20 protein-coding genes, 2 tRNA genes and 2 rRNA genes are annotated in these 25,233 nt (G+C 40.6%); 17 read left to right on the top strand and 7 right to left on the bottom strand.

All coding sequences use genetic code 11. The features are described 5' to 3' along the window. Positions 1 to 87: 87 nt before the first annotated feature. Entirely contained in the window at positions 88 to 951 is an 864-nt protein-coding gene (locus tag RI844_RS11525) for a YicC/YloC family endoribonuclease (protein ID WP_348394815.1), read from the bottom strand. A 262-nt stretch (positions 952 to 1,213) separates the two neighbouring features. On the opposite strand from RI844_RS11525, the gene RI844_RS11520 reads away from it, so the two are divergent. Then, on the top strand, positions 1,214 to 1,780 hold the full coding sequence (locus RI844_RS11520; RefSeq protein WP_348394814.1) for a hypothetical protein: 567 nt from the start codon (positions 1,214 to 1,216) through the stop codon (positions 1,778 to 1,780). A 79-nt stretch (positions 1,781 to 1,859) separates the two neighbouring features. Here RI844_RS11520 and RI844_RS11515 read toward each other — a convergent pair whose 3' ends face one another. The 3 genes from RI844_RS11515 to RI844_RS11505 are packed head-to-tail and all read right to left on the bottom strand — an operon-like array spanning position 1,860 to position 4,796. Then, on the bottom strand, positions 1,860 to 3,557 hold the full coding sequence (locus tag RI844_RS11515) for a GMC family oxidoreductase (RefSeq protein WP_348394813.1): 1,698 nt from the start codon (positions 3,555 to 3,557) through the stop codon (positions 1,860 to 1,862). After that, complete coding sequence (locus tag RI844_RS11510; RefSeq protein WP_348394812.1) at positions 3,557 to 4,219, bottom strand: gluconate 2-dehydrogenase subunit 3 family protein; 663 nt, start codon at positions 4,217 to 4,219, stop codon at positions 3,557 to 3,559. Before RI844_RS11510 ends, RI844_RS11515 begins: the two co-directional genes overlap by 1 nt. A gap of 19 nt (positions 4,220 to 4,238) precedes the next feature. Next, positions 4,239 to 4,796, bottom strand: coding sequence for a thioredoxin family protein (locus RI844_RS11505; protein WP_348394811.1), 558 nt, complete (start codon positions 4,794 to 4,796; stop codon positions 4,239 to 4,241). A 236-nt stretch (positions 4,797 to 5,032) separates the two neighbouring features. On the opposite strand from RI844_RS11505, the gene rph reads away from it, so the two are divergent. Both rph and pyrE read left to right on the top strand, forming a co-directional pair. Beyond that, a complete protein-coding gene (rph, locus tag RI844_RS11500; RefSeq protein ID WP_348394810.1) occupies positions 5,033 to 5,746 on the top strand; it encodes a ribonuclease PH in 714 nt (237 codons plus the stop codon). A gap of 24 nt (positions 5,747 to 5,770) precedes the next feature. Beyond that, complete coding sequence (gene pyrE / locus RI844_RS11495) at positions 5,771 to 6,412, top strand: orotate phosphoribosyltransferase (RefSeq protein ID WP_348394809.1); 642 nt, start codon at positions 5,771 to 5,773, stop codon at positions 6,410 to 6,412. A gap of 77 nt (positions 6,413 to 6,489) precedes the next feature. Here the strand turns inward: pyrE and RI844_RS11490 are convergent, their stop codons facing one another. Beyond that, positions 6,490 to 7,458, bottom strand: a complete 969-nt coding sequence (locus RI844_RS11490; protein WP_348394808.1) for an FHA domain-containing protein — start codon at positions 7,456 to 7,458, stop codon at positions 6,490 to 6,492. Continuing rightward, positions 7,449 to 8,702, bottom strand: a complete 1,254-nt coding sequence (locus RI844_RS11485) for a S1 family peptidase (protein ID WP_348394807.1) — start codon at positions 8,700 to 8,702, stop codon at positions 7,449 to 7,451. Before RI844_RS11485 ends, RI844_RS11490 begins: the two co-directional genes overlap by 10 nt. Positions 8,703 to 9,043: 341 nt before the next feature. Between RI844_RS11485 and RI844_RS11480 the strand changes: the two genes are divergently transcribed. The 10 genes from RI844_RS11480 (at position 9,044) to purD (ending at position 18,544) form a co-directional block, all read left to right on the top strand. Beyond that, complete coding sequence (locus RI844_RS11480; protein ID WP_348394806.1) at positions 9,044 to 9,442, top strand: hypothetical protein; 399 nt, start codon at positions 9,044 to 9,046, stop codon at positions 9,440 to 9,442. A 36-nt stretch (positions 9,443 to 9,478) separates the two neighbouring features. Then, positions 9,479 to 9,877 carry a hypothetical protein gene (locus tag RI844_RS11475; protein WP_348394805.1) on the top strand — a complete coding sequence of 133 codons (399 nt, stop codon included), beginning with the start codon at positions 9,479 to 9,481 and terminating at the stop codon, positions 9,875 to 9,877. Between the two features lie 17 nt (positions 9,878 to 9,894). Further along, the gene (locus RI844_RS11470) at positions 9,895 to 10,290 is read left to right on the top strand and encodes an MmcQ/YjbR family DNA-binding protein (RefSeq protein WP_348394804.1); all 396 of its coding nucleotides are present in this window, start codon (positions 9,895 to 9,897) and stop codon (positions 10,288 to 10,290) included. Positions 10,291 to 10,477: 187 nt separating this feature from the next. Then, positions 10,478 to 12,130, top strand: coding sequence for a gamma-glutamyltransferase (ggt, locus tag RI844_RS11465; RefSeq protein ID WP_405054388.1), 1,653 nt, complete (start codon positions 10,478 to 10,480; stop codon positions 12,128 to 12,130). A 98-nt stretch (positions 12,131 to 12,228) separates the two neighbouring features. Next, positions 12,229 to 13,113, top strand: coding sequence for a 50S ribosomal protein L11 methyltransferase (gene prmA, locus RI844_RS11460; RefSeq protein ID WP_348394803.1), 885 nt, complete (start codon positions 12,229 to 12,231; stop codon positions 13,111 to 13,113). A gap of 202 nt (positions 13,114 to 13,315) precedes the next feature. Continuing rightward, positions 13,316 to 14,281, top strand: a complete 966-nt coding sequence (gene dusB, locus RI844_RS11455; protein WP_348394802.1) for a tRNA dihydrouridine synthase DusB — start codon at positions 13,316 to 13,318, stop codon at positions 14,279 to 14,281. A 16-nt stretch (positions 14,282 to 14,297) separates the two neighbouring features. Continuing rightward, positions 14,298 to 14,585 carry a DNA-binding transcriptional regulator Fis gene (fis, locus tag RI844_RS11450; protein WP_033075879.1) on the top strand — a complete coding sequence of 96 codons (288 nt, stop codon included), beginning with the start codon at positions 14,298 to 14,300 and terminating at the stop codon, positions 14,583 to 14,585. A 120-nt stretch (positions 14,586 to 14,705) separates the two neighbouring features. Beyond that, positions 14,706 to 16,292 (top strand): bifunctional phosphoribosylaminoimidazolecarboxamide formyltransferase/IMP cyclohydrolase, encoded by a 1,587-nt coding sequence (gene purH, locus RI844_RS11445; RefSeq protein ID WP_348394801.1) that lies wholly within the window; start codon positions 14,706 to 14,708, stop codon positions 16,290 to 16,292. 129 nt (positions 16,293 to 16,421) lie between these two features. Then, positions 16,422 to 17,231 carry a class I SAM-dependent methyltransferase gene (locus tag RI844_RS11440; protein WP_348398343.1) on the top strand — a complete coding sequence of 270 codons (810 nt, stop codon included), beginning with the start codon at positions 16,422 to 16,424 and terminating at the stop codon, positions 17,229 to 17,231. Positions 17,232 to 17,260: 29 nt separating this feature from the next. Further along, positions 17,261 to 18,544 carry a phosphoribosylamine--glycine ligase gene (gene purD, locus RI844_RS11435; protein WP_348394800.1) on the top strand — a complete coding sequence of 428 codons (1,284 nt, stop codon included), beginning with the start codon at positions 17,261 to 17,263 and terminating at the stop codon, positions 18,542 to 18,544. Between the two features lie 102 nt (positions 18,545 to 18,646). Here the strand turns inward: purD and RI844_RS11430 are convergent, their stop codons facing one another. Further along, positions 18,647 to 19,093 carry an RNA recognition motif domain-containing protein gene (locus RI844_RS11430; protein ID WP_348394799.1) on the bottom strand — a complete coding sequence of 149 codons (447 nt, stop codon included), beginning with the start codon at positions 19,091 to 19,093 and terminating at the stop codon, positions 18,647 to 18,649. 865 nt (positions 19,094 to 19,958) lie between these two features. Here RI844_RS11430 and RI844_RS11425 point away from each other — a divergent pair. The 4 genes from RI844_RS11425 (at position 19,959) to RI844_RS11410 (ending at position 25,204) form a co-directional block, all read left to right on the top strand. Continuing rightward, positions 19,959 to 21,501 (top strand): 16S ribosomal RNA (locus RI844_RS11425). 117 nt (positions 21,502 to 21,618) lie between these two features. Beyond that, positions 21,619 to 21,695: transfer RNA gene (locus tag RI844_RS11420), tRNA-Ile, on the top strand. 133 nt (positions 21,696 to 21,828) lie between these two features. Next, positions 21,829 to 21,904: transfer RNA gene (locus RI844_RS11415), tRNA-Ala, on the top strand. Positions 21,905 to 22,315: 411 nt separating this feature from the next. Then, positions 22,316 to 25,204, top strand: a 23S ribosomal RNA gene (locus tag RI844_RS11410). The 16S and 23S rRNA genes sit together here with 2 tRNA genes alongside, the layout of an rRNA operon. Positions 25,205 to 25,233: the final 29 nt, after the last annotated feature.

The raw sequence follows: 25,233 nt of genomic DNA, 5'->3' as shown, positions 1-25,233 counted from the left end.
TAATTTTATAGAAAAAATTATTTAGCGACAAATACTAAAAAACCATGCGATGCATGGTTTTAATAAGGGATGAAACTTAAAGGTTAATTATTCAATGTTCTGAATTTGCTCACGCATTTGCTCAATTAGTACTTTAAGTTCAACTGCGGCAGCAGTAATGTCAGTATTAATTGATTTAGAACCAAGGGTGTTTGCTTCGCGATTAAATTCTTGCATCATAAAATCTAAACGACGGCCTTGTGGCCCGCCTTTTTTAAGGATTTTATTGGTTTCTTTAACGTGACTGAATAAACGGTCAATTTCTTCGTCAACATCCATTTTTTGCGCTAGCATTACCAATTCTTGTTCAAGACGAGTTGATTCAGGATCAACGCCTGCGTCGTTAAATTTTTCAATGATGCGATCGCGTTGCCATTGGATTATTTCAGGCATATGAGCTTTCACATTGGTCGCTTGCTCAGTAATACCGTCAAGGCGTGCTTTGATAAGTTCAGCCATATTTGAACCTTCGCTGGCGCGCGCAGCAATAAAATCTTTTAGGGCTTGATCGAAACCTGCTAACAACTCTGCTGATACGGTATCCATGTCGGCTTCTTCAGCCTCCATAACACCAGGCCATTTCATTATATCTAATGGGTTTAATTGGCTATTTCCGGCTTTTTCATTGATCCAGTTCGCGTGTTCAATCAAAGATTCAGCCAATTTGGCGTTAATTGATAAGTTACTTTTTGCGGCCGGATTAGCATTAAAACGTAAGTTACACTCTACTTTACCGCGGTTTAATTGCTTGCGAAATCGTTCGCGTAATACCGCTTCTAAACCACGAAATTGCTCTGGCATGCGAAAGTAAGTTTCAAGAAAACGTTGGTTTACTGAGCGAATTTCCCAAACCGCATTACCCCAATCACCTTTTACCTCTATGCGGGCAAAAGCAGTCATACTATGGATCATAAATACTCCTTTTTAATTTATATAATTCCAAGCAGCACATAAAAATTTGTTGTGCCAAATGGTGCACAGAGTATGCACCACATATCAAAAACTCTCAATGAAGATAAGTTCAATTAAGTAAATATTGTCGCTTGTTGTGCAGTGTTCTGCCGGAAAATTTTGCACTTAAAGCCTATACTTGTATGCACGTTGAACAATCTCAACTAAATGGCATAAGGTTCAGCTTGTGCCGCAACGAATATAGGTCACTGAGGATACAGTTATGAAAGTTAAATCGGTTATTATGTTTTGTATTTCTATTTGTTTATGCTTTTCATTTAGTAGCAATGCTGAAGGTAAAGCTAGAGGTAAAACTTTAGTATTAAACCTTGTTGGTTCAGGGCAAATGTACCCAGATAAGGTTCCAGATATTGATGGAGATGAAGTAGATGATGATGCAATTTGTTTTGACGTAGATCTGGTGAACGCGACAAATGGGCAAGTCATCGGTACTGCAACGGATTGTCTATCAGAGGTTTCTGATGGAGTTAATGGTGGTGTAGCTTTAGTCGGTACCTCATTTTTCTATATGCATCAAGGTATGCTGATCACCAGGGGGAAAACGACAGTTCAACCGACAAATCATGATATTGTTACACCTTCAGGTCAAATGATTACTCACATTACCGGCGCTGCAGGCTCTGATAATGCGATACTGGATGGTACCGGTCGTTTTGCCGGCAGAACAGGAACGGTTCGTTTATCAGGAATGGTAGATATGTCAAACTTTGCTGGTAATGAAGGTGATCCTATTGCCTTCGATTGTTTATTTGTGATCACTCTAGACTAGTGGTTATGCGGCCGTTACAACCAAAGGCCACTTTTTAAGTGGCCTTTGTATCTGAAAATTCCGGCATTAAGGGGTTAAACTAGCTAAGCTGCAACCGTTGCTTAATTTTATCAGCAACTCTGAATGAGTTTGCATAGATAGTATAAGTGTAAGGCACGCTGCCCCCCGTGGGCATAAATGAACCATCGGTAACGTACAAGTTATCGACATCGTGGGCTTTACAGTTTTTGTCGAGTACCGACGTTTTAGGGTCGTTACCAAAACGGCAACCACCAGCTTGCAGGTTTGCTGGCGGATAAGAGCTCACGGATGAACTAATATTTTTTGCGCCCATGGCTTCTAACAGTGTTTCCGCTTTTTGGGTTAAGTATTCACCGACTTTTAAATCGTGCTGATGCGCGCCAATTCTAACTTTAGCTACCGGGTCACCCCATTTGTCAATGGTGTTTTTATCTAAGCTGATAAAACAATCATCGGTTGGTAACCAATCATTAAATACTTCAAAGCGCAGAGTTTTACCAAAATTAAACGCACTTTGTAAATTAGATTTGAGCTGCTCACCCCAAACTAAATTATCATCGCTATCCCATTTCTCATTACTCGCTTTTGAAATTGCATTTTGATGAAAGAGAAAGTCTATGGTGCCGCCTTTTGCCGGCTTACCAAAGTCTTTATCATCAATTTTATACCAGTCTTGTAAGGCACGATTTATAAAAGGGCCTACAACTCGTAACTGTTGCTCTTGCTCGTCAGATATTTGCTCGAATATAAAGTCGCCTTGGCCGGTGCCGCCAGCAGAAAACACTGCATTTTTACCAACCTGATCATTGTTGTTAGCTAAACCTTTGGGGTGTTTTTCGCCAGTTGAACTGAGTAATAATCTTGATGTTTCAATGGCTTGGCAAGCAATTACGTATATTTTGGCGCTCACTTTATGTTTATTATTGGCTTTGTCGTAATACCAAATACCGCTCACATTACCGTGTTTATCAGATTCAATATTAAATACTTTGGCATGCGGCTGAACTTTACAATTTCCAGTTGCCACTGCATGGTTTAAAAGCGCAGCTCGACCACTACCTTTAGCGCCTGAAGAGCAACCATAGCTTGAACAGTAACCTGAATATTCACAACTTTGTCTACCCATAGCTGGTTTTGACAAAACCGCTCTTGGTACAGGAAATGAATGATAACCAATGTCCTTTGCGGCTTCATCAATCCAGGCAGAAATAGGGTGTTCAGCCGTAGGTGGAAAAGGGTAGTCTGTTTTATGAGGTTCAAGATGAGGGTGTGGGACGACCTTACCCGATACACCCACTTCAATATCGACTTTGTCATAATAGGGCTCTAAATCTTCGTAGCTTATGGGCCAATCTGCCACATTTGCACCATTAATATCCCCAAATTCAGTTTTAAGACGAAAGTCCATCGGTTTTAAACGATGGAAGTAACCACTCATAAAATTGGATGAGCCGCCGACTAAACTGCCATTCCAAAAGTCCCAACCTGATTCACTTGTTGCTTCACCTTGCCAAAAACTGTTGCCATCATTATCTTCATATTCTTCTTCAATAACGTGTTGCTCATCTGCAAGCTTTGGTGAATAGGTGGTTCTGCGACAACACGCCATTTCATCTTTATAAAAGTCTTCTTCAGTGAGCCACGGGCCTTTTTCTAATACTAAAACTTTAGCACCAGCTTTGGCTAAGGTATAAGCAACTGGAGACGCGCCGGCACCACTACCAACAATACAAACATCGTATTTATTATCTTTCATTAAAGTGCTTTTCCTTTCGTTTGTTTCGATGTTGGTTTGTCATCAATGTTGGTAACTTTTATGGCGGCATATGCAGGTAGCTCATAATAGCGCTTGCCTTGTGCAGGTAAGGGGAAACCTGGTTTATGTTTAAGCCATTGCCAGCCTATGCCATTCGGGTTTCCACCATATATTGGCGGTGCTAGGGTGGCTTCGAATAAGTAACTTAATAATGTGCTGATCCAGTTTTCACCAGCCCGAGATTTGCTAATAGCTGTAAGAGATGATTCTTTGTCAACTTGGGTTAAGTCTACAAATGATTTCTGTAATTTCCCATTCGTATAGCCATTTAACCAACCCACACCTTTTTCTATAAAGTCTTTCTCATCTTGTTCTATAGGTTGTTGAGTAACAACGTTATATAAATAATGAATCGCTTGTAATTCTTTTGCGCCAGGGCCTGAGGCCGAACTTGGCAATAAGTGCTCTAAAACAGAATTCAATGTTAACCAAGGCTCTTGCGATAAGTCAGCAATGTTAATTTTTTCAAAACTGGCAACCGGTAAGGCCGTTAAAGCCGAAGTCATTGCCGCCGACTTTAGAAACGTTCGGCGCGTTAAACGTTGTTTTAAGCATGGCGGTGTTTGATATTGGTCATCAAAAAACGAGTTTATAGTTATCATTATTATTGTCCTGTAGCGACTAGCCCTGGTTTACTGTTGATTTTTCAACTGCAGACATTTGGGTTTGTTTAGTGATATTTTCGTTGTTATTGGCAAAACTCCAAGTATCAATAAAATCTAACCACTTTTGTCTTGAATAATCTTCCATAACTAAAAATTCGGCGGTGTCTTTTGATAAAATCACTTTACCTTTGCCGGTAGATACGTACATATGTGGGTAACCTAAAACCGGTGGTAGTCCACTCATAAACTTAAGGTTTTCGTTGGTGTCACTGACATTGACTTTAAGTAATACGAAGTTTTCATGCAGCGCTTGGTATACATCAGGGTTATCGCTAAGAAATGCATCAATTTTATGACACCAAGTACACCAATCGCCACCAATTTCGATTAATACATTGCGATTTGTTTCGCCTGCTAAAGCAATTGCCGCCATAGCATCTTTAAATGGATCTCGTTGTTCATCATAAACTGTACTGTATAACGGTAATTCATCTGTTGCTGCTTTTGATAAAAAGCTGATAAATACAATACCAGTGAGAAGAATGATAATTGCTTGTTGTATGGTTTTTTTCATAGAAAATGTGCTTAAACTCTGAGGAACTTAACTAATACCAAGTCCAATAAAATATTCGATAAATGGTCAATTAGTTATTGGACTTGGTATATTAGACCTTGTAAGTGTTAACTATATTTCAACAACTTTGATTTTGACAGCTAAACTGAATAAGAAATCGGCACAAGCACTATAAAAATTATCGATAAGTCTTTATAATGCGCGACAATATAAGCTAATCAATATTAGGAATCTCTATGCGTCCAAGTGGCAGAACTGCTGGCCAAATTCGCCCAGTAACCATTACCCGTCAATTTACCGCTCATGCTGAAGGTTCAGTTTTAATTGAGTTTGGGGATACAAAAGTAATTTGTACCGCTACGGCTGAAGAAGGTGTTCCTCGCTTTTTAAAAGGCCAAGGTAAGGGGTGGATCACTGCTGAGTACGGTATGTTACCTCGGTCTACTCATACTCGTATGCGCAGAGAAGCAGCTTCAGGTAAACAAAGTGGTCGTACATTAGAAATTTCTCGCCTTATTGCTCGCGCTTTACGTGCGGCTGTAGATTTGTCTGCACTTGGTGAAAATACTATTACTGTTGATTGTGATGTCATTCAGGCTGATGGTGGTACTCGCACAGCTTCTATCACTGGCGCATGCGTTGCGTTAGTTGATGCATTAGATTATTTACGTGCGAAAGGCGCGTTAAAAACTAACCCGCTTAAGCATATGATTGCCGCTGTTTCTGTAGGTATTTATAAAGGTACCCCAGTATCTGATTTAGATTACCCAGAAGATTCAGCTGCAGAAACAGATATGAATGTGGTTATGACCGATACGGGTAAGTTGATTGAAATTCAAGGTACTGCCGAAGAAGAGCCATTCAGCTTTGATGAAATGCAAGAAATGATGCAATTAGCGAAAGCTAGCATTAGTGAGTTGTTTGATGCTCAAAAAGCAGCACTAAGTTAATTTAGCGAATTACAGGATAAATAGATGAAAGATTATCAACGCGAATTTATTGAATTTGCCCTAGCAAAACAAGTATTACGTTTTGGTGAATTTACCTTAAAGTCAGGTCGTGTTAGTCCTTACTTTTTTAATGCCGGCTTATTTAATACTGGTGGCGATTTAGCTCGTTTAGGCAGGTTCTATGCTTCTGCTCTAGCTGACTCAGGCATCGATTTTGATTTGCTTTTCGGTCCTGCTTATAAAGGTATTCCTATTGCTACTACTACCGCGGTTGCTTTAGCCGACCATCATAATATGGATATACCATATTGTTTTAATCGTAAAGAAGCTAAAACTCATGGCGAAGGTGGCTCATTAGTAGGCTCTGCTTTAGAAGGCAAAATCATGTTAGTTGATGACGTGATAACTGCCGGTACAGCAATTCGTGAGTCTATGGAAATTATTAAAGCCCACGGCGCAGAACTTTCAGGAGTATTAATTGCTCTTGACCGTCAAGAAAAAGGCCAAGGTGAATTATCAGCTATTCAAGAAGTTGAACGCGACTTTAATACGGCAGTAATTGCAATTGTGAGTTTAGGCGATGTAATTACTTACTTAGCCGACAAGCCAGAGATGAAAGAACATCTGGAAAGCGTTACTGCTTATAGAGCAAAGTACGGCATTTAATAGTAATACTTCAAATATTAAAAAGGGGCAGTGCCTTTTACTATTTTATTAGTAAAAGGCACTGCCCCTTTTGATTGTTAGCCTTTACTTTTTTCTATTTGTTTATCTGCTGCACTAAATAAATCATCACTTTGCTTGATGAATTCATCACTTGAACTTGCTGGTGCAATAGATAGTACTGGAATTAATACCGTGCTGTTATATACCGGGTATGGATTAAACTCAGGCTTATCACTTAATTCATTCAGGTATAAACCACCATATATAAGAATTGTTAAGCCGGCAGCAATGCGAATACGTCTTTTTGCCGTTTGCTGAAACGCAATATAGAAGTTAAACCAAAATAAACTAAACGTTAATGCAATTGAAATAAGCACTAATAACCATTGCCAAGCCCATTGACTGGAAATATTAAAGCTTAATAACGCTTCTATAAAGTCGACAATCCAGAATAAGTTTATGATCACAAAACTTACCCCTAACTGACTTCCCACTCTTGGTTCATGTTTGTTTAGAAACGCCATCAAAGAACATAATAGTGGCCATAATGCATAACCTAAGGTTACTGAAATAACACCAATAAATAGTTGGCTGTAGATAATCTCTTTATTAGGATCATTTAAATATAATAGAGCAAAGTTAATGAGGCCAAATAACGCGACCATCGCTATAATCATTGACCAACGGCCAAGGTATTCAACGGCATTTTCAAGCTCGCTAAAAGCGATGCTTTGTCCAACCGGATGATCTGGTAAACAAAATCTAAGTTGAGTTTTGCCTAAACGAATAATATCGCCAGAAGCTAAAGCATGCCATTGGGTTAATGGTTGTTTATTAGCAAATACACTGCCATTTAGCGACTCAAGATCTTTAATGTACCAAACACCTTCTTCACACTTTAAAGAAAGGTGCTCGGGACAAACATGAGGGTCAGATAAAATGATATCGTTGTTATAAGCACGGCCAATATTGACATTAGCGGTTGAAAATTTATGACGACCAATCAGTTTTTTACCACGGCTGATCTCTTCAATAATTAGTTCCATTTTACTGACTCCATAAACTTCTTATTGAATACTTGCGCAAAGTTTTTATCAACACCTGACAAAGTAAAATGACTTACCAATGCTTTAGTGCTTTGATCAACAGAAGCTGATAAGTACATCACATCGTATAAACCTTGATATTTTTTATAGGCGCGAATGCATAAAATGGCTTTATTGCGAATGCTTTCTTGGTTATCGGTAGTGATATCATGTTGGCATTCATACTCAGTCACATCTTCTTTGCCGGCGCGGTTTCCACCTCCAGCGCGGTTAATTTGAGTTTGATAAATTTGATAAAAACGAGTGCTGCTTAACTCTTCGGCATTAAAGAAATGGAATTCCATATTTATACTACCAGTAGTAAAAGACTCTGAAATATATACATATTCTTCCATTTGACAGTTCGTTACCGCTTTAAATAGTAGAGCGTCAGATTTGTCGGCGTTAGAGTTACCCCAGCACCTAATATAATTCACACCAGTATCTGGTATAGATGCATTGGCAAACGTTTTACTTTGCCACTCGTGGGCCATTACTTCATTTAGTAATCTAGTTTGATTGTTTTTAAGCTGTGCGGTGATTTGTTCGTCAATACTTTGTTCAACTTGTACATCAAAATTGTTAATTAGGATAGCAAGTTTATCGTGTGGTATTAAAAAACCTATTTGGTTGCCTGACGAAGCAACATTAACACCAACAACTTCACCGAATTTATTTACTACTGGTCCGCCACTCATACCTGGGTTTACTGAACCGGTAAAGTGGATACGATCATTGAATGCTTCTTTCTTTAGGCCATTGTAAGTGCCTGGTACAACAATCATGCCTAGATCGTGTGGGTTACCTAATGAATAAAGTTCTTCTCCTTTACTGGGCGTTTGCTCCGATACGGTAAAGTGTTGTGCTTGCGGATTCTCATCAAGGAGAACAATAGCTAAATCATTAATTACATCAACTGTTTTCAGGCTTAAATGACCTTTATTACCTTGATGATCTTCATATTCAATGACATATTTTTCAGGGTATTGAGCATAACCTGAGATAACATGGTAATTGGTAGCTATATAGCCGTTTTCACTAATTTGAAAGCCAGAGCCTATGGATGATTTTTCTGAAGTAGCTTTATCAATTAACCTAATTTGGTATAGAGAAGGTGCCATGTCTTGAAATATTTGCTGGGCTTGTTCGGTAGCATTTACCATTATGCTATACAAACTTAACACCACTACGGCCAAACGTTTCATTTATTTTCCTATCATATTTTTTTTCTATTGTGCCATGTAATACTGCTTGGTTAAAGATTTGTTATATAGGAAAATTTTTTAACAAAATTAAGACATTACCTATTAAACCAATATTTTTTATAAAAATATTACAATTTAGATTAGATTTTATTAAAAACCTGATCTACTTTTAAAGCATAAGAAATATAGTTTGCGCTAAAAATTCATAATCCCGATCTTTGTAACATTTTTAATGGACTAAGCTTTATTGCTACGAAACAGCCTTGAATTTAATTATTTGTATGTTTGTACAAATAGTCATTTGCGTGTATTTTCCCTTATGATAATTTTTTGGAGAGATCATGAAATACACATTAAGTTTTGGTTATATACATCAAGTTTCTGCAAATATCGCAGAAGTTATTATTGATAATTGTACTGTAATTACTGTTGAAATGTTTGATGAATATTATGAATTCATCAATAAACACTTTTCTAAACCTTATGCTGTTTTAATTAATAGTCTTAATATCTATACGATGACCCCTGAAGCCACTGTATATGCTGCTAAAAGTGATGATCTTATTGCTACTGCTGCAGTAAGTTTTGGCAAAGAGTCTGAGCAAGTGGTTAATCAATTCTTAACTGATAGAGAAGCAGATGGTTTAAATATTAGAAAGTTTTCCGGCTTTGAAATGGGCAGAAATAACGCCATATGTTGGCTTGAACTCGAATTAAACAGAGTACAAGAAAATGCTTAGCATGAATATATATTTTTCGGCAAAAGGCATATCACCATGAATTTTGAGTTAAGTTTTGGCTCTATCAGCATTGTTGACGAACATATCGCAGAAGTTATTGTAAATGAAGATACTGTTATGACTCTGGAAATGTGTGAAGAATACGATGCTTTTCTAGAGGAGCAATTTCCTCATCCTTTTGCCATATTAGTTAATAAATTACATAACTATTCTTATACCTTTGAAGCAAAACTACATATTGCTTCATTGGAACATTTAATGGCAATTGCTGTTGTTACCTATAATAAATATGGTACTGAACAAACGCAAAAGGTATTAGATCAAAGAGCTGTAGATGGCTTGGTTTTAAAAGAGTTCTCCGGTTTAAAAATGGGGCGACAAAAAGCACTTTCCTGGTTAGAAACGGTGTTAGCTGATTCGATGATAAAACCTTAGTTTGAAAACTTTACCTTATGAGAGACGAACAAGCTCAAATTTATCTGCTAAGTAAGCCTTTTTCGACGCTTGATTACCCCTTTGGTGAAGAGGTAAAAGTATTTAGAGTTAAAAATAAAATGTTCGCTACTATAGCTTTAGGTCAAACTGCAAAAAGTGCTAAAGCTACTGATGAAGCAAAAGCTTTTTACTGGATGAACCTTAAATGCGACCCTCATGAAGCACTTATTCTACGTGATATCTTCCCCTCTGTTATAGCTGGATATCATATGAATAAAGCACAATGGAATAGCGTTATTCTAGATGGTTCGATCCCGCAAGGTGAGATAGAACGAATGATTGATAATTCATTTGATTTGGTCGTTTCTAAATTAACTAAAAAAGTTCAAGAAACGATCAAAATATACCTTTAATAGCTGGGTATTCGAAAACAGTTCCTGTTTAAAATGATCGCCTTATTTATATTATTTGAAATATTTACCTTTAGCGTAAACCTATCTTAAGTCCAACCTATACCTGCATAATTGAAATTACTGTGCTTTATTTCTGCTACTCGTGCTAAATTAATCCAAACATCAAAAAGTTTATAAAGAGTTAACCGTGAAAAAAATAACAATATTGTTCATCACTCTAATACATTTATGCATTGTTGTTAACGCTCGCGCTCAATCTGCTGTCGCCATGCCCGACAGCTACAGTGCAGATGTTGCAGCCAATGTATTACAAAAAGGTGGAAATGCGGTTGACGCAGCAATAGCTGCACAATTTGTTTTAGCGGTAACCTTACCTGAAGCGGGTAATGTTGGCGGCGGTGGCTTTATGACTATCTATAAAGATGGTAAAGCTGATTTTTTAGATTATAGAGAGGTCGCGCCACTGGCAGCTCATAAAGATATGTACTTAGACAAAAGCAATGCAGTTATTCCAAATTTATCTGTTTACGGTATTTTATCTTCTGGAGTTCCTGGTACGGTTGATGGTATGTGGCAAGCTCATCAAAAATATGGCTCTAAAACTTGGCAAGATTTATTAGCTCCTGCGATATCACTTGCAGAACAAGGCTTTGTTGTTCACCCCAAAATGGCAGAGAATATTACCTGGCGAATTGATAGCTTTAATAAAGAAGAAGTGAACGTAAATTTTGCCAAGTATTTTGCTACAGCAACAACGGGAAAAGTATTTAAGCAACCAGAATTGGCTGAAACTTTAAAGCGTATTTCTGCACAAGGGCGAGATGGTTTCTATAAAGGTGAAACGGCAAAAATTATCAGTGACTTCATGGTTGAGCATGGAGGCATCATTGGTATGCAAGATTTGGCTGAGTACAAAGCTACTTGGCGCGCTCCGGTTCAGCAACCTTGGCGTGGTTATCAAGTTTTAACTGCACCGCCGCCAAGCTCAGGAGGGATAGCTATACTACAATGGTTAAAAATGTATGACTTGCTGAAACCTCAATCAAAAGAGCTAAAACACAATTCAGCATCGTACATGCATTTGTTGGCAGAAATTGGTAAACGTGTATTTGCTGATCGGGCTGAGTATATTGGCGATCCAGATTTTATCAATGTAGAGCAAGAAAAATTAGTTGCAGATGATTATTTAGCCTACCGGGCTAAAGATATTATGTTTAATGTCATTTCAGTGTCTGAAAATATAGAGCCGGGTTTAAAGGAAAGTGAAGATACCACCCATTTTTCTATTGTAGATAAATGGGGGAATGCTGTCTCCAATACTACGACAATTAATTATACCTTTGGTAGTGGTGTTGTAGTTGAAGGTGCAGGTTTTATATTAAATGATGAAATGGATGACTTTAGCATTAAGCCTGGCGTCGCAAATATTTATGGTGCTATTGGTGGGCAAGCCAATGAAATACAACCAAATAAACGTATGGTTTCATCTATGACACCAACCATCCTATTAAAAGATAAAAAAGTACAACTTGTTACTGGTTCACCTGGTGGTACCACTATCATTAGTTCTGTTTACCAATCTATTTTAAATGTGGTTGAGTTCGGCATGAGCGCGGAGCAAGCGGTCAATGCGCCAAGGTTTCATCATCAACTTTGGCCTAAAAATGAAATACGTCATTATTCAGGCGTTAGTGATAGTGCATTAAGTGAATTAAAAAAGTTAGGCTACAGATTTAAGCAAAGTAAATTTGGCGATGTGCAGCTTATATCTAGAAATAATGGTGTATTAGAAGCTTCGTCTGAAATTAACGGTAGAGGTAAGTCGATAATTATTCATTAAGACAGCCCGCGAATATGTCAGCTTCTATCTATTTATCTCTAACTCACAATCTGAAGAAGTGGTAAACTACAGGTAATTGACTTTTTTAGAGACCGAAAATGCCTTGGATACAATTGCGCTTAGCTGCAAATGAAGAAACCGCTGAAAAGTACAGTGATTGGTTAATGGCTTGTGGTTCACAAGCAGTAACATTTATAGATGCACAAGACACACCAATTTACGAACCTTTACCTGGTGATGAAGTAGTTTACTGGAACAATACTGTTGTAATGGGGTTATTTGATGCCAGCCATGATATGGATAAAGCCATCGCCTATTTAAAAAGTATTCATCCAGATAAAGATGGTATGAAGTACAAGCTTGAACAATTAGAAGACAAAGATTGGGAACGTGAATGGATGGATAATTTCCATCCGATGAAGTTTGGCGAACGCTTATGGGTTTGCCCAAGCTGGCGTGATGTGCCTGACGCCGATGCGGTAAATGTAATGCTTGATCCTGGCCTAGCATTTGGAACTGGTACCCACCCAACAACGGCGTTGTGCTTAACTTGGTTAGATTCTTTAGATTTGACCGACAAAGTAGTGGTCGATTTTGGTTGTGGCTCAGGTATTTTATCATTAGCGGCATTAAAGCTTGGTGCAAAAAAAGTTATCGGCATCGATATCGATCCACAAGCACTACAAGCAAGTTTAGCTAATGCACAGCGTAATGGTGTAGAAGATCGCTTAGAATTGTTTTTACCTAAAGATCAACCTACATTACAAGCTGATGTTGTAGTAGCCAATATCTTGGCAGGACCCCTTCGCGAATTAGCCCCTGTCATTATGAATTATGTTGCTCAAAATGGTTTAGTTGCATTATCAGGAATACTTGAGGAGCAGGGCAGTGAGCTACAAGGAATTTATGGTCAATGGTGCACTATGGACCCTATCACTGTGCAAGAAGAATGGGTGCGCTTATCTGGTGTTCGTAACAAGTAATTAACATCGATAAAATTTATATAAAAAAAGGTGCTAAATAATTCTTATTTTGCGCCTTTTTTTTGTCTGTTAAGTGATTCAAACAAAGTCAATATAAAAAACTACGAAAAAAAACAAAATTGTTCAATTTATATGCTTTTCTTTATCACAAAAAACACGTAAACTTAGCGCCCTTTTAAGCAGTAGCTCAAAAAAGCATCACGTGAATATAGGTTCTTATCAGTTAAACAACAATGTGATCCTTGCCCCAATGGCAGGAATTACAGACCAACCTTTTAGACGACTATGTTGTCGACTAGGGGCGGGTATGGCTGTATCTGAGATGATGTCTTCTAATCCTAAGGTTTGGAATACAGATAAATCGAAGTTAAGACTTGAACACAGTGATGAAGCTGGCATTCGCTCGGTACAGATCGCAGGATCTGATCCAGAAGAAATGGCTTTTGCTGCTAAAGTAAATGCGGAACATGGCGCTCAAATTATTGATATTAATATGGGCTGCCCTGCAAAAAAAGTAAATAAAAAGCTCGCAGGATCAGCGTTATTAAAGGCTCCGGAGCAGGTTGAGCAAATAGTAAAATCTGTAGTCGGTGCGGTAGAGATACCAGTAACACTGAAAATTCGAACCGGTTGGTGTGAAAATACTCGAAACGGTATCGAAATAGCAAGAATCGCCGAAGCAAATGGAATTCAGGCGTTAGCTGTACATGGCCGTACTCGTTGTGACTTTTATAAGGGCAATGCCGAGTACGACACGATAAAGGCAATTAAAAGTGCTGTGAACATTCCTGTTATTGCTAACGGAGATGTAAATAGCCCAGAAAAAGCTAAGCAGGTATTAGAGTATACCAATGCTGATGCAATAATGATTGGCCGAGCAGCACAGGGTCGACCATGGATATTTAGAGAGATTAATCACTTTTTAAGTACTGGTGAGCACTTAGCTCCACCAGCCGTGACAGAGATCAGAGCTATTTTAATGGCTCATGTGCAAGAACTGCACAAATTTTATGGTGAATTTATGGGCGTAAGGATTGCTCGTAAACACGTATCTTGGTACATGCAAACGCTTGACCAAGGAAAACAATTTCGTTCCATATTTAATGGTCTTGAGCAGCCTGTAGAGCAGCTTGAATCGTTAAATATATTTTTTGATAAATTAACTTAGAAAGAGTCTGAACTTTATGTTTGAACAAAATATTACTTCTCCATTTGTTATCGGTGACCTGCAAACTCAGACCAAGGCATCACCTTTACGTACCCAAGCTAAAGTAGCAATTAAAAACTACTTATCACAACTAAACGGCAACGATGTTGATGATATGTATGACCTTGTACTATCTGAAATTGAAGCACCAATGCTTGAAGAGGTAATGCAATATACTCGCGGCAACCAAACCCGCGCTGCTAACTTGCTAGGTATCAATCGTGGTACATTACGTAAGAAGCTTAAAAAATACGGCATGAACTAAAAACTTGCAGGCTTGCCTGCTTTAAAGCACCTTCGGGTGCTTTCTTGTTTTATGGGCTTATAATTTCACCATAAAATATAACTTTAAATTAAAATTAAGCATACAAGGTAAAGAAAAACTATGGATACTCCACGCCCTATTAGACGCGCTCTACTAAGTGTTTCTGACAAAACCGGCATTGTTGAGTTCGCTCAAGCATTATCGGCACAAGGTGTAGATCTTTTATCTACCGGTGGTACAGCTAAATTATTAGCAGAAAACAACATCCCTGTTACCGAAGTTTCAGATTACACAGGCCATCCTGAAATTATGGACGGACGTGTAAAAACTCTTCACCCTAAAGTTCACGGCGGAATTCTAGCTCGTCGTGATATGGACGAAGCAGTAATGGCTGAAAACAATATCCAAGCAATTGATATTGTCGTAGTGAATCTTTACCCATTTGCAAATACTGTTGCTAATGAAGATTGTTCATTAGAAGATGCTATTGAAAACATCGATATTGGCGGGCCAACTATGGTTCGTGCTGCGGCAAAAAACCATAAAGATGTAACCATTGTCGTTAACGCGTCAGATTATGACCGAGTATTAGCTGAAATGGCTGATAACAATGGTTCATTAACTTACAAAACTCGCTTTGACTTAGCAATTGCTGCATATGAGCATACAGCTAGCTACGATGGCATGATCGCAAATTACTTCGGTAAAATGCTTCCTGCTTACAACGATGAAGAGCAAAGCGTTAGCAAGTTCCCACGTACTTTCAATAGCCAGTACATTAAAAAGCAAGACTTACGTTACGGTGAAAATTCTCATCAAGATGCTGCGTTTTATGTTGAAGCACAGCCAGAAGAAGCTTCAGTTTCTACAGCAAACCAAATTCAAGGTAAAGCGTTATCATACAACAATATTGCCGATACTGATTCAGCATTAGAATGTGTGAAAGAATTTGACCAGCCTGCCTGTGTAATTGTTAAACATGCTAACCCTTGCGGTGTTGCCTTAGGCGATAACATTTTAGAAGCATATGAAAAAGCTTATAAAACAGACCCAACATCAGCATTTGGCGGCATCATTGCATTTAACCAAGAATTAGATGCAGATACGGCACAAGCAATTGTTTCTCGCCAGTTTGTCGAAGTTATCATTGCGCCAAGTATTTCTGCTGCCGCAGTTGAAGTTGTTGCTGCTAAGCCTAACGTTCGTTTATTAGAGTGTGGTCAATGGTCAACTAAAACTACTGGTTTAGAACAAAAACGTGTAAACGGTGGTTTATTGGTTCAAGACCGTGACAATGGTATGGTTGGTTTAGACGATCTTAAAGTTGTTACTAAACGCCAACCTACTGAACAAGAAATGAGTGATTTATTATTCTGTTGGAAAGTAGCCAAATACGTTAAATCTAATGCCATTGTTTATGTTAAAAATGACATGACTATTGGTGTAGGCGCAGGTCAAATGAGCCGTGTATATTCAGCGAAAATTGCTGGTATTAAAGCGTCTGATGAAAACTTAGAAGTTCCAGGTTCAGTTATGGCATCTGATGCCTTCTTCCCATTCCGTGATGGTCTAGATGCGGCAGGCGAAGCAGGTATTACAGCAGTAATTCAACCTGGTGGTTCAATGCGTGATGCTGAAGTTATCGCTGCTGCCGATGAGCATAACATTGCGATGGTATTTACTGGCATGCGTCACTTCCGCCATTAATAACTTAAAACAAGAGCAAATTTATTTGCTCTTGTTTTGTTACCAAATATTTTTACTATCCCTTAATATGATTATTTCTGCTATAACATAGCTAGTAAAATAATCTTAAGGGATATAATAATGAAAAATATGAAATCTTTAATCACTACAGCAATTCTAGCTACTTCACTTTTCGCTGCAACAGCGGCTAATGCACATGCACCTACTCAATTAGAGCAAGCAATCGCTGGCGAACATCGCAGTGATAAAAATAAAGCTCGTGATATGTATCGTCACCCCGAAGAAACACTAATCTTTTTTGGTTTTAAATCTACCATGACAGTTGTTGAAATTGCACCAGGTGGTGGTTGGTATACCGAGATTTTAGCACCGGCTTTAAAAGGTACTGGTAAGCTTTATGGTGCCCATTACCCAGATACTGGTGAAGATAACTATTACAGTAAGTCTCGTCGTAAATTGGAAGCGAAGTTAGCAACAAATGAAGTATTTAGTGAGGTCGAGTTAACCAACTTTACTCCACGCGTAGCGAGTGATATTGCTCCTGCCGGAAGTGCCGATATGGTACTTACATTTCGTAATTTGCATAATTGGAAAGTTGACGGTGTAAAGCAAATTTTTGCCGATAGTTTCAAAGCGTTAAAACCAGGTGGTGTTTTAGGTGTTGTAGAACACAGGATGCCAACCTCACAAAGCTTAGAGAAAAATGGCAAAAGTGGTTACTTCCCACAACAATTAACCATTGATTTGGCAACGGCTGCAGGTTTTGAATTGGCAGCAAGCAGTGAAATAAACGCAAACCCTAAAGATACGGCTGATCACGCTAAAGGTGTGTGGACATTACCGCCTGTATTACGATTGGGTGAACAAGATAAAGCGAAATACTTGGCCATTGGCGAAAGTGATCGCATGACATTAAAATTTGTAAAGCCGGCAAAATAGCCGCTTTATATTTCAGTTAGGAAAAATGAATGAACGTTTTAGTAATTGGCAGCGGTGGACGTGAACATGCTCTTGCATGGAAAGCCGCACAATCTAGCTCTGTAAGTAAAGTATTTGTAGCACCTGGTAATGCGGGCACTGCTACCGAATCTAAATTGGAAAACATAGCGGTTTCTAGTGATGATACTCAAGGCTTAATTACTTTTGCCAAAGAGCACAATGTAACTTTAACAATTGTAGGCCCAGAGCAACCTTTAGTTGATGGTGTTGTTGATGCATTTCAAGCCGAAGGTTTAACTATTTTTGGCCCAAGCGCTAAAGCTGCACAACTTGAAGGTTCTAAATCTTTCACCAAAGATTTCTTAGCTCGTAATAATATTCCATCTGGAAGCTATGAAAACTTCACTGAAATTGAACCTGCAATTGCTTACGTACGCCAACAAGGCGCACCTATTGTTGTTAAAGCTGATGGCCTTGCCGCTGGTAAAGGCGTTATTGTTGCTATGACCTTAGTTGAGGCTGAAGATGCAATTAAGGACATGTTGGCCGGTAATGCTTTTGGTGATGCAGGTCACCGTGTTGTGATTGAAGAATTTTTAGAAGGTGAAGAAGCAAGTTTCATCGTTATGGTTGATGGTAAAAACGTTTTGGCAATGGCAACCAGTCAAGATCATAAGCGTGCTTACAATAATGATGAGGGCCCAAATACCGGTGGTATGGGAGCTTATTCTCCCGCGCCAGTAGTAACTGCTGATATTCATCAAAGGATCATGAATGAAGTAATTAATCCTACCGTTGAAGGTATGGCTAATGAAGGTGCACCTTATACAGGATTTCTATACGCAGGATTAATGATTGCTGCAGATGGTACTCCAAATGTGATCGAATATAACTGCCGCTTTGGTGATCCTGAAACACAACCTATTATGATGCGTTTACAATCAGATTTAGTAGAGTTATGTTTGCAGGCTTGTGACGGTGAACTAGATAAAGCGACAATTGATTTTGATCCTCGTGCAGCTGTTGGTGTTGTATTGGCCGCAGGTGGTTACCCTGGCTCATATGGTAAAGGTGATGTTATTTCTGGCTTAGAACTAAATACATTAACCGATCGGAAAACCTTCCATGCAGGAACAGCTGAAAAAGACGGTAATATTGTGACATCAGGTGGACGAGTACTATGTGCCACTGCTTTAGGAAAAACAGTAACTGACGCACAACAAGCAGCGTATGAATTACTAAATCAAATTAGCTGGCAAGATGTTCAATTTAGAACTGACATTGCTTATCGTGCTATTGCACGGGAAAGTTAATTTCGCCTTCAGCTATGCTCTAGTAGAAAACTGAAGATCAAAAAAGGGGCCATTGTTAATTCAATAGCCCCTTTTTATATAATAAACTGTACTAAAATTTATTTAATCTTGATTCGGCTCTGGTCTTTCTTTTGCTTCACGAACCTTTAATGTACGTTGCTGAAATTCAGTATCATTTAAAGAGTCAATAGCACTAGCTGCATCGGCAGCGGCAATTTCAACAAAGCCAAAGCCTCTTCTTTTACCAGTTTGCTTATCTTTCATAAGTCTTACTGAATGCACTAAACCATATTCAGAAAATAAACTGCGAACAGCAGACTCATTAGCTCGATAAGGAAGATTGCCAACATAAAGGGTTTTCACTTCACCAGAAGCTCCCTCAGTGCCAGACATAAGTTTGATGATCATTGGGCAAAGAATTGCGCCAATAAATAAAGCAACTGCGACAGATGTAGGATCACCTAAAGAAGCATACTCAGAAATTAAGTAGCCAATAACAGTAATGCCAGTTGCAACGAATGCTGAGGTTAAGATAAGTGGAGATTTCATGATTAATACCTGATTATTTTTATTGTTAATTGTTGTTCTAAAATTGTCTAATCAAAACCTATGTTAACTAGATTTTAACAAACTGCAATGGGGAATGGTTAAAAAGAGGTTAATTACAGCAGATTAGCACTAAAACTAATAAATTAAGGGCAAACAAGTAGAAAAAACGGGAGCCGAGATGAAACGCTTGATCGAAAGCCAAAAAACATAGCTAAAATTTAATTTTTCGTTGATAGTTGTGCGTTAATTGAGCGTACAGAAATTAAATTCAATAATATTGCAAAAAGGTGTTGACGGCGGCGCAAAAATCCCTAAAATGCGCATCCACTTCCACAGGGAATCTCACCAAGTTACGGTAACGTTACTGCAGAGCAACCAACGGCAAGTAGTGTAGATAGTTTGTAGTTAAGAAGGTAGTTATTACCGAGTTACAAACGACAACAATTAAATTCGAAATTATTGAAATTAACTGTTGACTTCAACACTGAGGTGCGTAAAATGCGCATCTGCTTCAGGCAAGGCTGCTAGCCGGTTTGGAGCAAAGAGACTAACGAATGCGATTAGCTCTTCGTTCGAATAGAACGATTCTTTAACAATTAGTTATCATGCAATTTGTGTGGGCACTCACATTAAGATTGATTTACAACATAGATACTTCGGTATCGAAATCACTTAATGATGATGAACACACAAACAAATTAATTTTTCTTTATTTAGCGATGAAGATTAATTAGTACGTTTTAGTATCATTCGCTTCGATTGATACGAAACAGTTTTGAACTTACTTTTTTAAAAGTGAGAACAAGATATTCAGAATTCATTGAGTAGACGCGAACTTGTTTCGTGTCGATATGTAACAACTTTTTAATTGAAGAGTTTGATCATGGCTCAGATTGAACGCTGGCGGCAGGCTTAACACATGCAAGTCGAGCGGAAACGAGAAGTAGCTTGCTACTTCGGCGTCGAGCGGCGGACGGGTGAGTAATGCTTGGGAATATGCCTTTGAGTGGGGGACAACAGTTGGAAACGACTGCTAATACCGCATAATGTCTACGGACCAAAGGGGGGGATCTTCGGACCTCTCGCTCATAGATTAGCCCAAGTGAGATTAGCTAGTTGGTAAGGTAAAGGCTTACCAAGGCGACGATCTCTAGCTGGTTTGAGAGGATGATCAGCCACACTGGGACTGAGACACGGCCCAGACTCCTACGGGAGGCAGCAGTGGGGAATATTGCACAATGGGGGGAACCCTGATGCAGCCATGCCGCGTGTGTGAAGAAGGCCTTCGGGTTGTAAAGCACTTTCAGTTGTGAGGAAAGGTTAGTAGTTAATAACTGCTAGCTGTGACGTTAGCAACAGAAGAAGCACCGGCTAACTCCGTGCCAGCAGCCGCGGTAATACGGAGGGTGCGAGCGTTAATCGGAATTACTGGGCGTAAAGCGTGCGTAGGCGGTTTGTTAAGCAAGATGTGAAAGCCCAGGGCTCAACCTTGGAACTGCATTTTGAACTGGCAAGCTAGAGTATTGTAGAGGGTGGTGGAATTTCCAGTGTAGCGGTGAAATGCGTAGAGATTGGAAGGAACATCAGTGGCGAAGGCGGCCACCTGGACAAATACTGACGCTGAGGCACGAAAGCGTGGGGAGCAAACAGGATTAGATACCCTGGTAGTCCACGCCGTAAACGATGTCAACTAGCTGTCTGTAGACTTGATCTGTGGGTAGCGCAGCTAACGCGATAAGTTGACCGCCTGGGGAGTACGGCCGCAAGGTTAAAACTCAAATGAATTGACGGGGGCCCGCACAAGCGGTGGAGCATGTGGTTTAATTCGATGCAACGCGAAGAACCTTACCATCCCTTGACATCCAGAGAATTTTCTAGAGATAGATTAGTGCCTTCGGGAACTCTGAGACAGGTGCTGCATGGCTGTCGTCAGCTCGTGTTGTGAAATGTTGGGTTAAGTCCCGCAACGAGCGCAACCCCTATCCTTATTTGCCAGCGAGTAGTGTCGGGAACTCTAAGGAGACTGCCGGTGATAAACCGGAGGAAGGTGGGGACGACGTCAAGTCATCATGGCCCTTACGGGATGGGCTACACACGTGCTACAATGGCAGATACAGAGGGCAGCGAGACCGCGAGGTGGAGCGAATCCCAGAAAGTCTGTCGTAGTCCGGATCGGAGTCTGCAACTCGACTCCGTGAAGTCGGAATCGCTAGTAATCGTGGATCAGAATGCCACGGTGAATACGTTCCCGGGCCTTGTACACACCGCCCGTCACACCATGGGAGTAGGTTGCAAAAGAAGTAGCTAGTTTAACCTTCGGGAGAACGGTTACCACTTTGTGATTTATGACTGGGGTGAAGTCGTAACAAGGTAACCCTAGGGGAACCTGGGGTTGGATCACCTCCTTACCTTAAGTAGACAACTTAATGAGAGCGCAAGCTCTGCGAGTGTTCACACAAATTGTATGATAACGAAAGATGAAGAAGTATAGGTCGTGACTACTTAAGTTGCAGACCCATCATGATAGGTCTGTAGCTCAGCTGGTTAGAGCGCACCCCTGATAAGGGTGAGGTCGGCAGTTCAAGTCTGCCCAGACCTACCAATTAACGTTTTTTCGGCGTTATTTTATAACTCGTTTAGGTGAACTAAACGTCGTCATAAAATGCCTTGGAAAAAGCATTAATTATATTTGAATTAATATGATTAAGAGCGTTGATTACCATGAGTAACATCATGGGGCTATAGCTCAGCTGGGAGAGCGCCTGCCTTGCACGCAGGAGGTCAGCAGTTCGATCCTGCTTAGCTCCACCATTTACTCTTCTTCGATTAAAGAAACCAAATTTAAGACATCAGATTGATGATTTAAATTTGGTTTTTTACCAAAATCCTCACCGAATGCGTGTGTTGATTAACTCTTTAACAATTTGGAAAGCTGATATTAAACCCGGTGATTTGTGTTTATGACCTCCAATCATAAACGTCAGCAAATCACCACGATAAACAATTTATTGTTTATCACTGAGTTGTTTTATACAACAACTCAACATTATAACTAGCAACTCTTATCGTGTTGTTAGTTGTTCTTACTCAAGGCCTAAACAGCAATGTTTAGGTTTGACATGAAGATGTCAACATTCTTATGAATGCGTGAAAATGTCAGACTTGCAACTTAGTTCGGTTTAGTCACCGAACAGTCTTAAAGGAAACTTTTTGGGGTTGTATGGTTAAGTGACTAAGCGTATGTGGTGGATGCCTTGGCAGTTAGAGGCGATGAAGGACGTGTTAATCTGCGAAAAGCTGTGTTAAGCCGATAAAAGGCGTTATAGGCACAGATGTCCGAATGGGGAAACCCACCCGTCATCAGGCGGGTATCGTAATGTGAATACATAGCATTATGAGGCGAACCGGGAGAACTGAAACATCTAAGTACCCCGAGGAAAAGAAATCAACCGAGATTTCGTTAGTAGCGGCGAGCGAACGCGAATCAGCCCTTAAGCTATTTGGGCGTTAGTGGAATGTTCTGGAAAGGACAGCGATACAGGGTGATAGCCCCGTACACAAAAACAACCTAATAGTGAAATCGAGTAGGTCGGGACACGAGAAATCTTGACTGAATATGGGGGGACCATCCTCCAAGGCTAAATACTCCTAACTGACCGATAGTGAACCAGTACCGTGAGGGAAAGGCGAAAAGAACCCCTGTGAGGGGAGTGAAATAGAACCTGAAACCGCATACGTACAAGCAGTGGAAGCCGGATTTAGTCCGGTGCCTGCGTACCTTTTGTATAATGGGTCAGCGACTTATGTTCTGTAGCAAGGTTAACCGAATAGGGGAGCCGTAGCGAAAGCGAGTGTTAACTGCGCGTTTAGTTGCAGGGCATAGACCCGAAACCCGGCGATCTACCCATGGGCAGGTTGAAGGTTGAGTAACATCAACTGGAGGACCGAACACACGTATGTTGAAAAATGCGGTGATGACTTGTGGGTCGGAGTGAAAGGCTAATCAAGCCGGGAGATAGCTGGTTCTCCCCGAAATCTATTTAGGTAGAGCCTCGCACGAACACCATTGGGGGTAGAGCACTGTTAAGGCTAGGGGGTCATCCCGACTTACCAACCCTTTGCAAACTCCGAATACCAATGAGTGATATGCGGGAGACACACTACGGGTGCTAACGTCCGTTGTGGAAAGGGAAACAACCCAGACCGCCAGCTAAGGTCCCAAAGTCATAGTTAAGTGGGAAACGATGTGGAAAGGCATAGACAGCTAGGAGGTTGGCTTAGAAGCAGCCATCCTTTAAAGAAAGCGTAATAGCTCACTAGTCGAGTCGGTCTGCGCGGAAGATGTAACGGGGCTAAACTATGCACCGAAGCTGCGGATTTAATCTTAGGATTAAGTGGTAGGGGAGCGTTCTGTAAGCCGTTGAAGGTGAATCGTAAGGTTTGCTGGAGGTATCAGAAGTGCGAATGCTGACATGAGTAACGATAAGGGGAGTGAAAAACTCCCCCGCCGAAAGACCAAGGTTTCCTGTCCCATGTTAATCAGGGCAGGGTAAGTCGGCCCCTAAGGCGAGGCGGAAACGCGTAGTCGATGGGAAACAGATTAATATTTCTGTACTTCTATATATTGCGAAGGAGGGACGGAGAAGGCTAAGCAAGCATGGCGCTGGTTGTCCATGTGAAAGTATGTAGGTTGTGAGTTTAGGTAAATCCGGATTCACTGAGACTGAGATACGAGACGAGACTCTACGGAGTTGAAGTTGTTGATGCCATACTTCCAGGAAAAGCTTCTAAGCTTCAGATATATAGGAACCGTACCCCAAACCGACACAGGTGGTTAGGTAGAGAATACTAAGGCGCTTGAGAGAACTCGGGTGAAGGAACTAGGCAAAATAGTACCGTAACTTCGGGAGAAGGTACGCTCTCTAGTGTGAATCCCTTGCGGAGTAAGCACAGGAGAGTCGAAGTAACCAGGTGGCTGGAACTGTTTATTAAAAACACAGCACTGTGCAAAATCGAAAGATGACGTATACGGTGTGACGCCTGCCCGGTGCCGGAAGGTTAATTGATTGGGTTAGCTCTGCGAAGCTCATGATCGAAGCCCCGGTAAACGGCGGCCGTAACTATAACGGTCCTAAGGTAGCGAAATTCCTTGTCGGGTAAGTTCCGACCTGCACGAATGGCGTAATCATGGCCACACTGTCTCCACCCGAGACTCAGTGAAATTGAATTTGCGGTTAAGATGCCGTATACCCGCGGCTAGACGGAAAGACCCCGTGAACCTTTACTATAGCTTGACAGTGAACATTGCTCCTACATGTGTAGGATAGGTGGGAGGCATTGAAACCGCGTCGCTAGATGTGGTGGAGCCAATCTTGAAATACCACCCTTGTATGCGTGATGTTCTAACCTAGGGCCCTTATCGGGCTTGGGGACACTGTCTGGTGGGTAGTTTGACTGGGGCGGTCTCCTCCCAAAGAGTAACGGAGGAGCACGAAGGTTAGCTAAGTACGGTCGGACATCGTACGGTTAGTGCAATGGCATAAGCTAGCTTAACTGCGAGACAGACACGTCGAGCAGGTACGAAAGTAGGTCATAGTGATCCGGTGGTTCTGTATGGAAGGGCCATCGCTCAACGGATAAAAGGTACTCCGGGGATAACAGGCTGATACCGCCCAAGAGTTCATATCGACGGCGGTGTTTGGCACCTCGATGTCGGCTCATCACATCCTGGGGCTGAAGTCGGTCCCAAGGGTATGGCTGTTCGCCATTTAAAGTGGTACGCGAGCTGGGTTTAGAACGTCGTGAGACAGTTCGGTCCCTATCTGCCGTGGGCGTTTGAGAATTGAAGAGGGCTGCTCCTAGTACGAGAGGACCGGAGTGGACGAACCTCTGGTGTTCGGGTTGTCACGCCAGTGGCATTGCCCGGTAGCTATGTTCGGAACTGATAACCGCTGAAAGCATCTAAGCGGGAAGCAGGCTTTGAGATGAGTTCTCACTGGGACTTTAAGTCCCCTAAAGGGTCGTTGGAGACTACAACGTTGATAGGTCAGGTGTGTAAGTGCTGTGAGGCATTGAGCTAACTGATACTAATTGCCCGTGAGGCTTAACCATACAACACCCAAGCAGTTTTGTTTGAGGCT

Source organism: Thalassotalea fonticola (assembly GCF_032911225.1).
In the GTDB taxonomy this organism is placed as follows: Bacteria; Pseudomonadota; Gammaproteobacteria; order Enterobacterales; family Alteromonadaceae; genus Thalassotalea_A; species Thalassotalea_A fonticola.
Note: the sequence above shows the minus strand (reverse complement) of the source record. Positions and strands in the feature narration are given on the sequence as shown.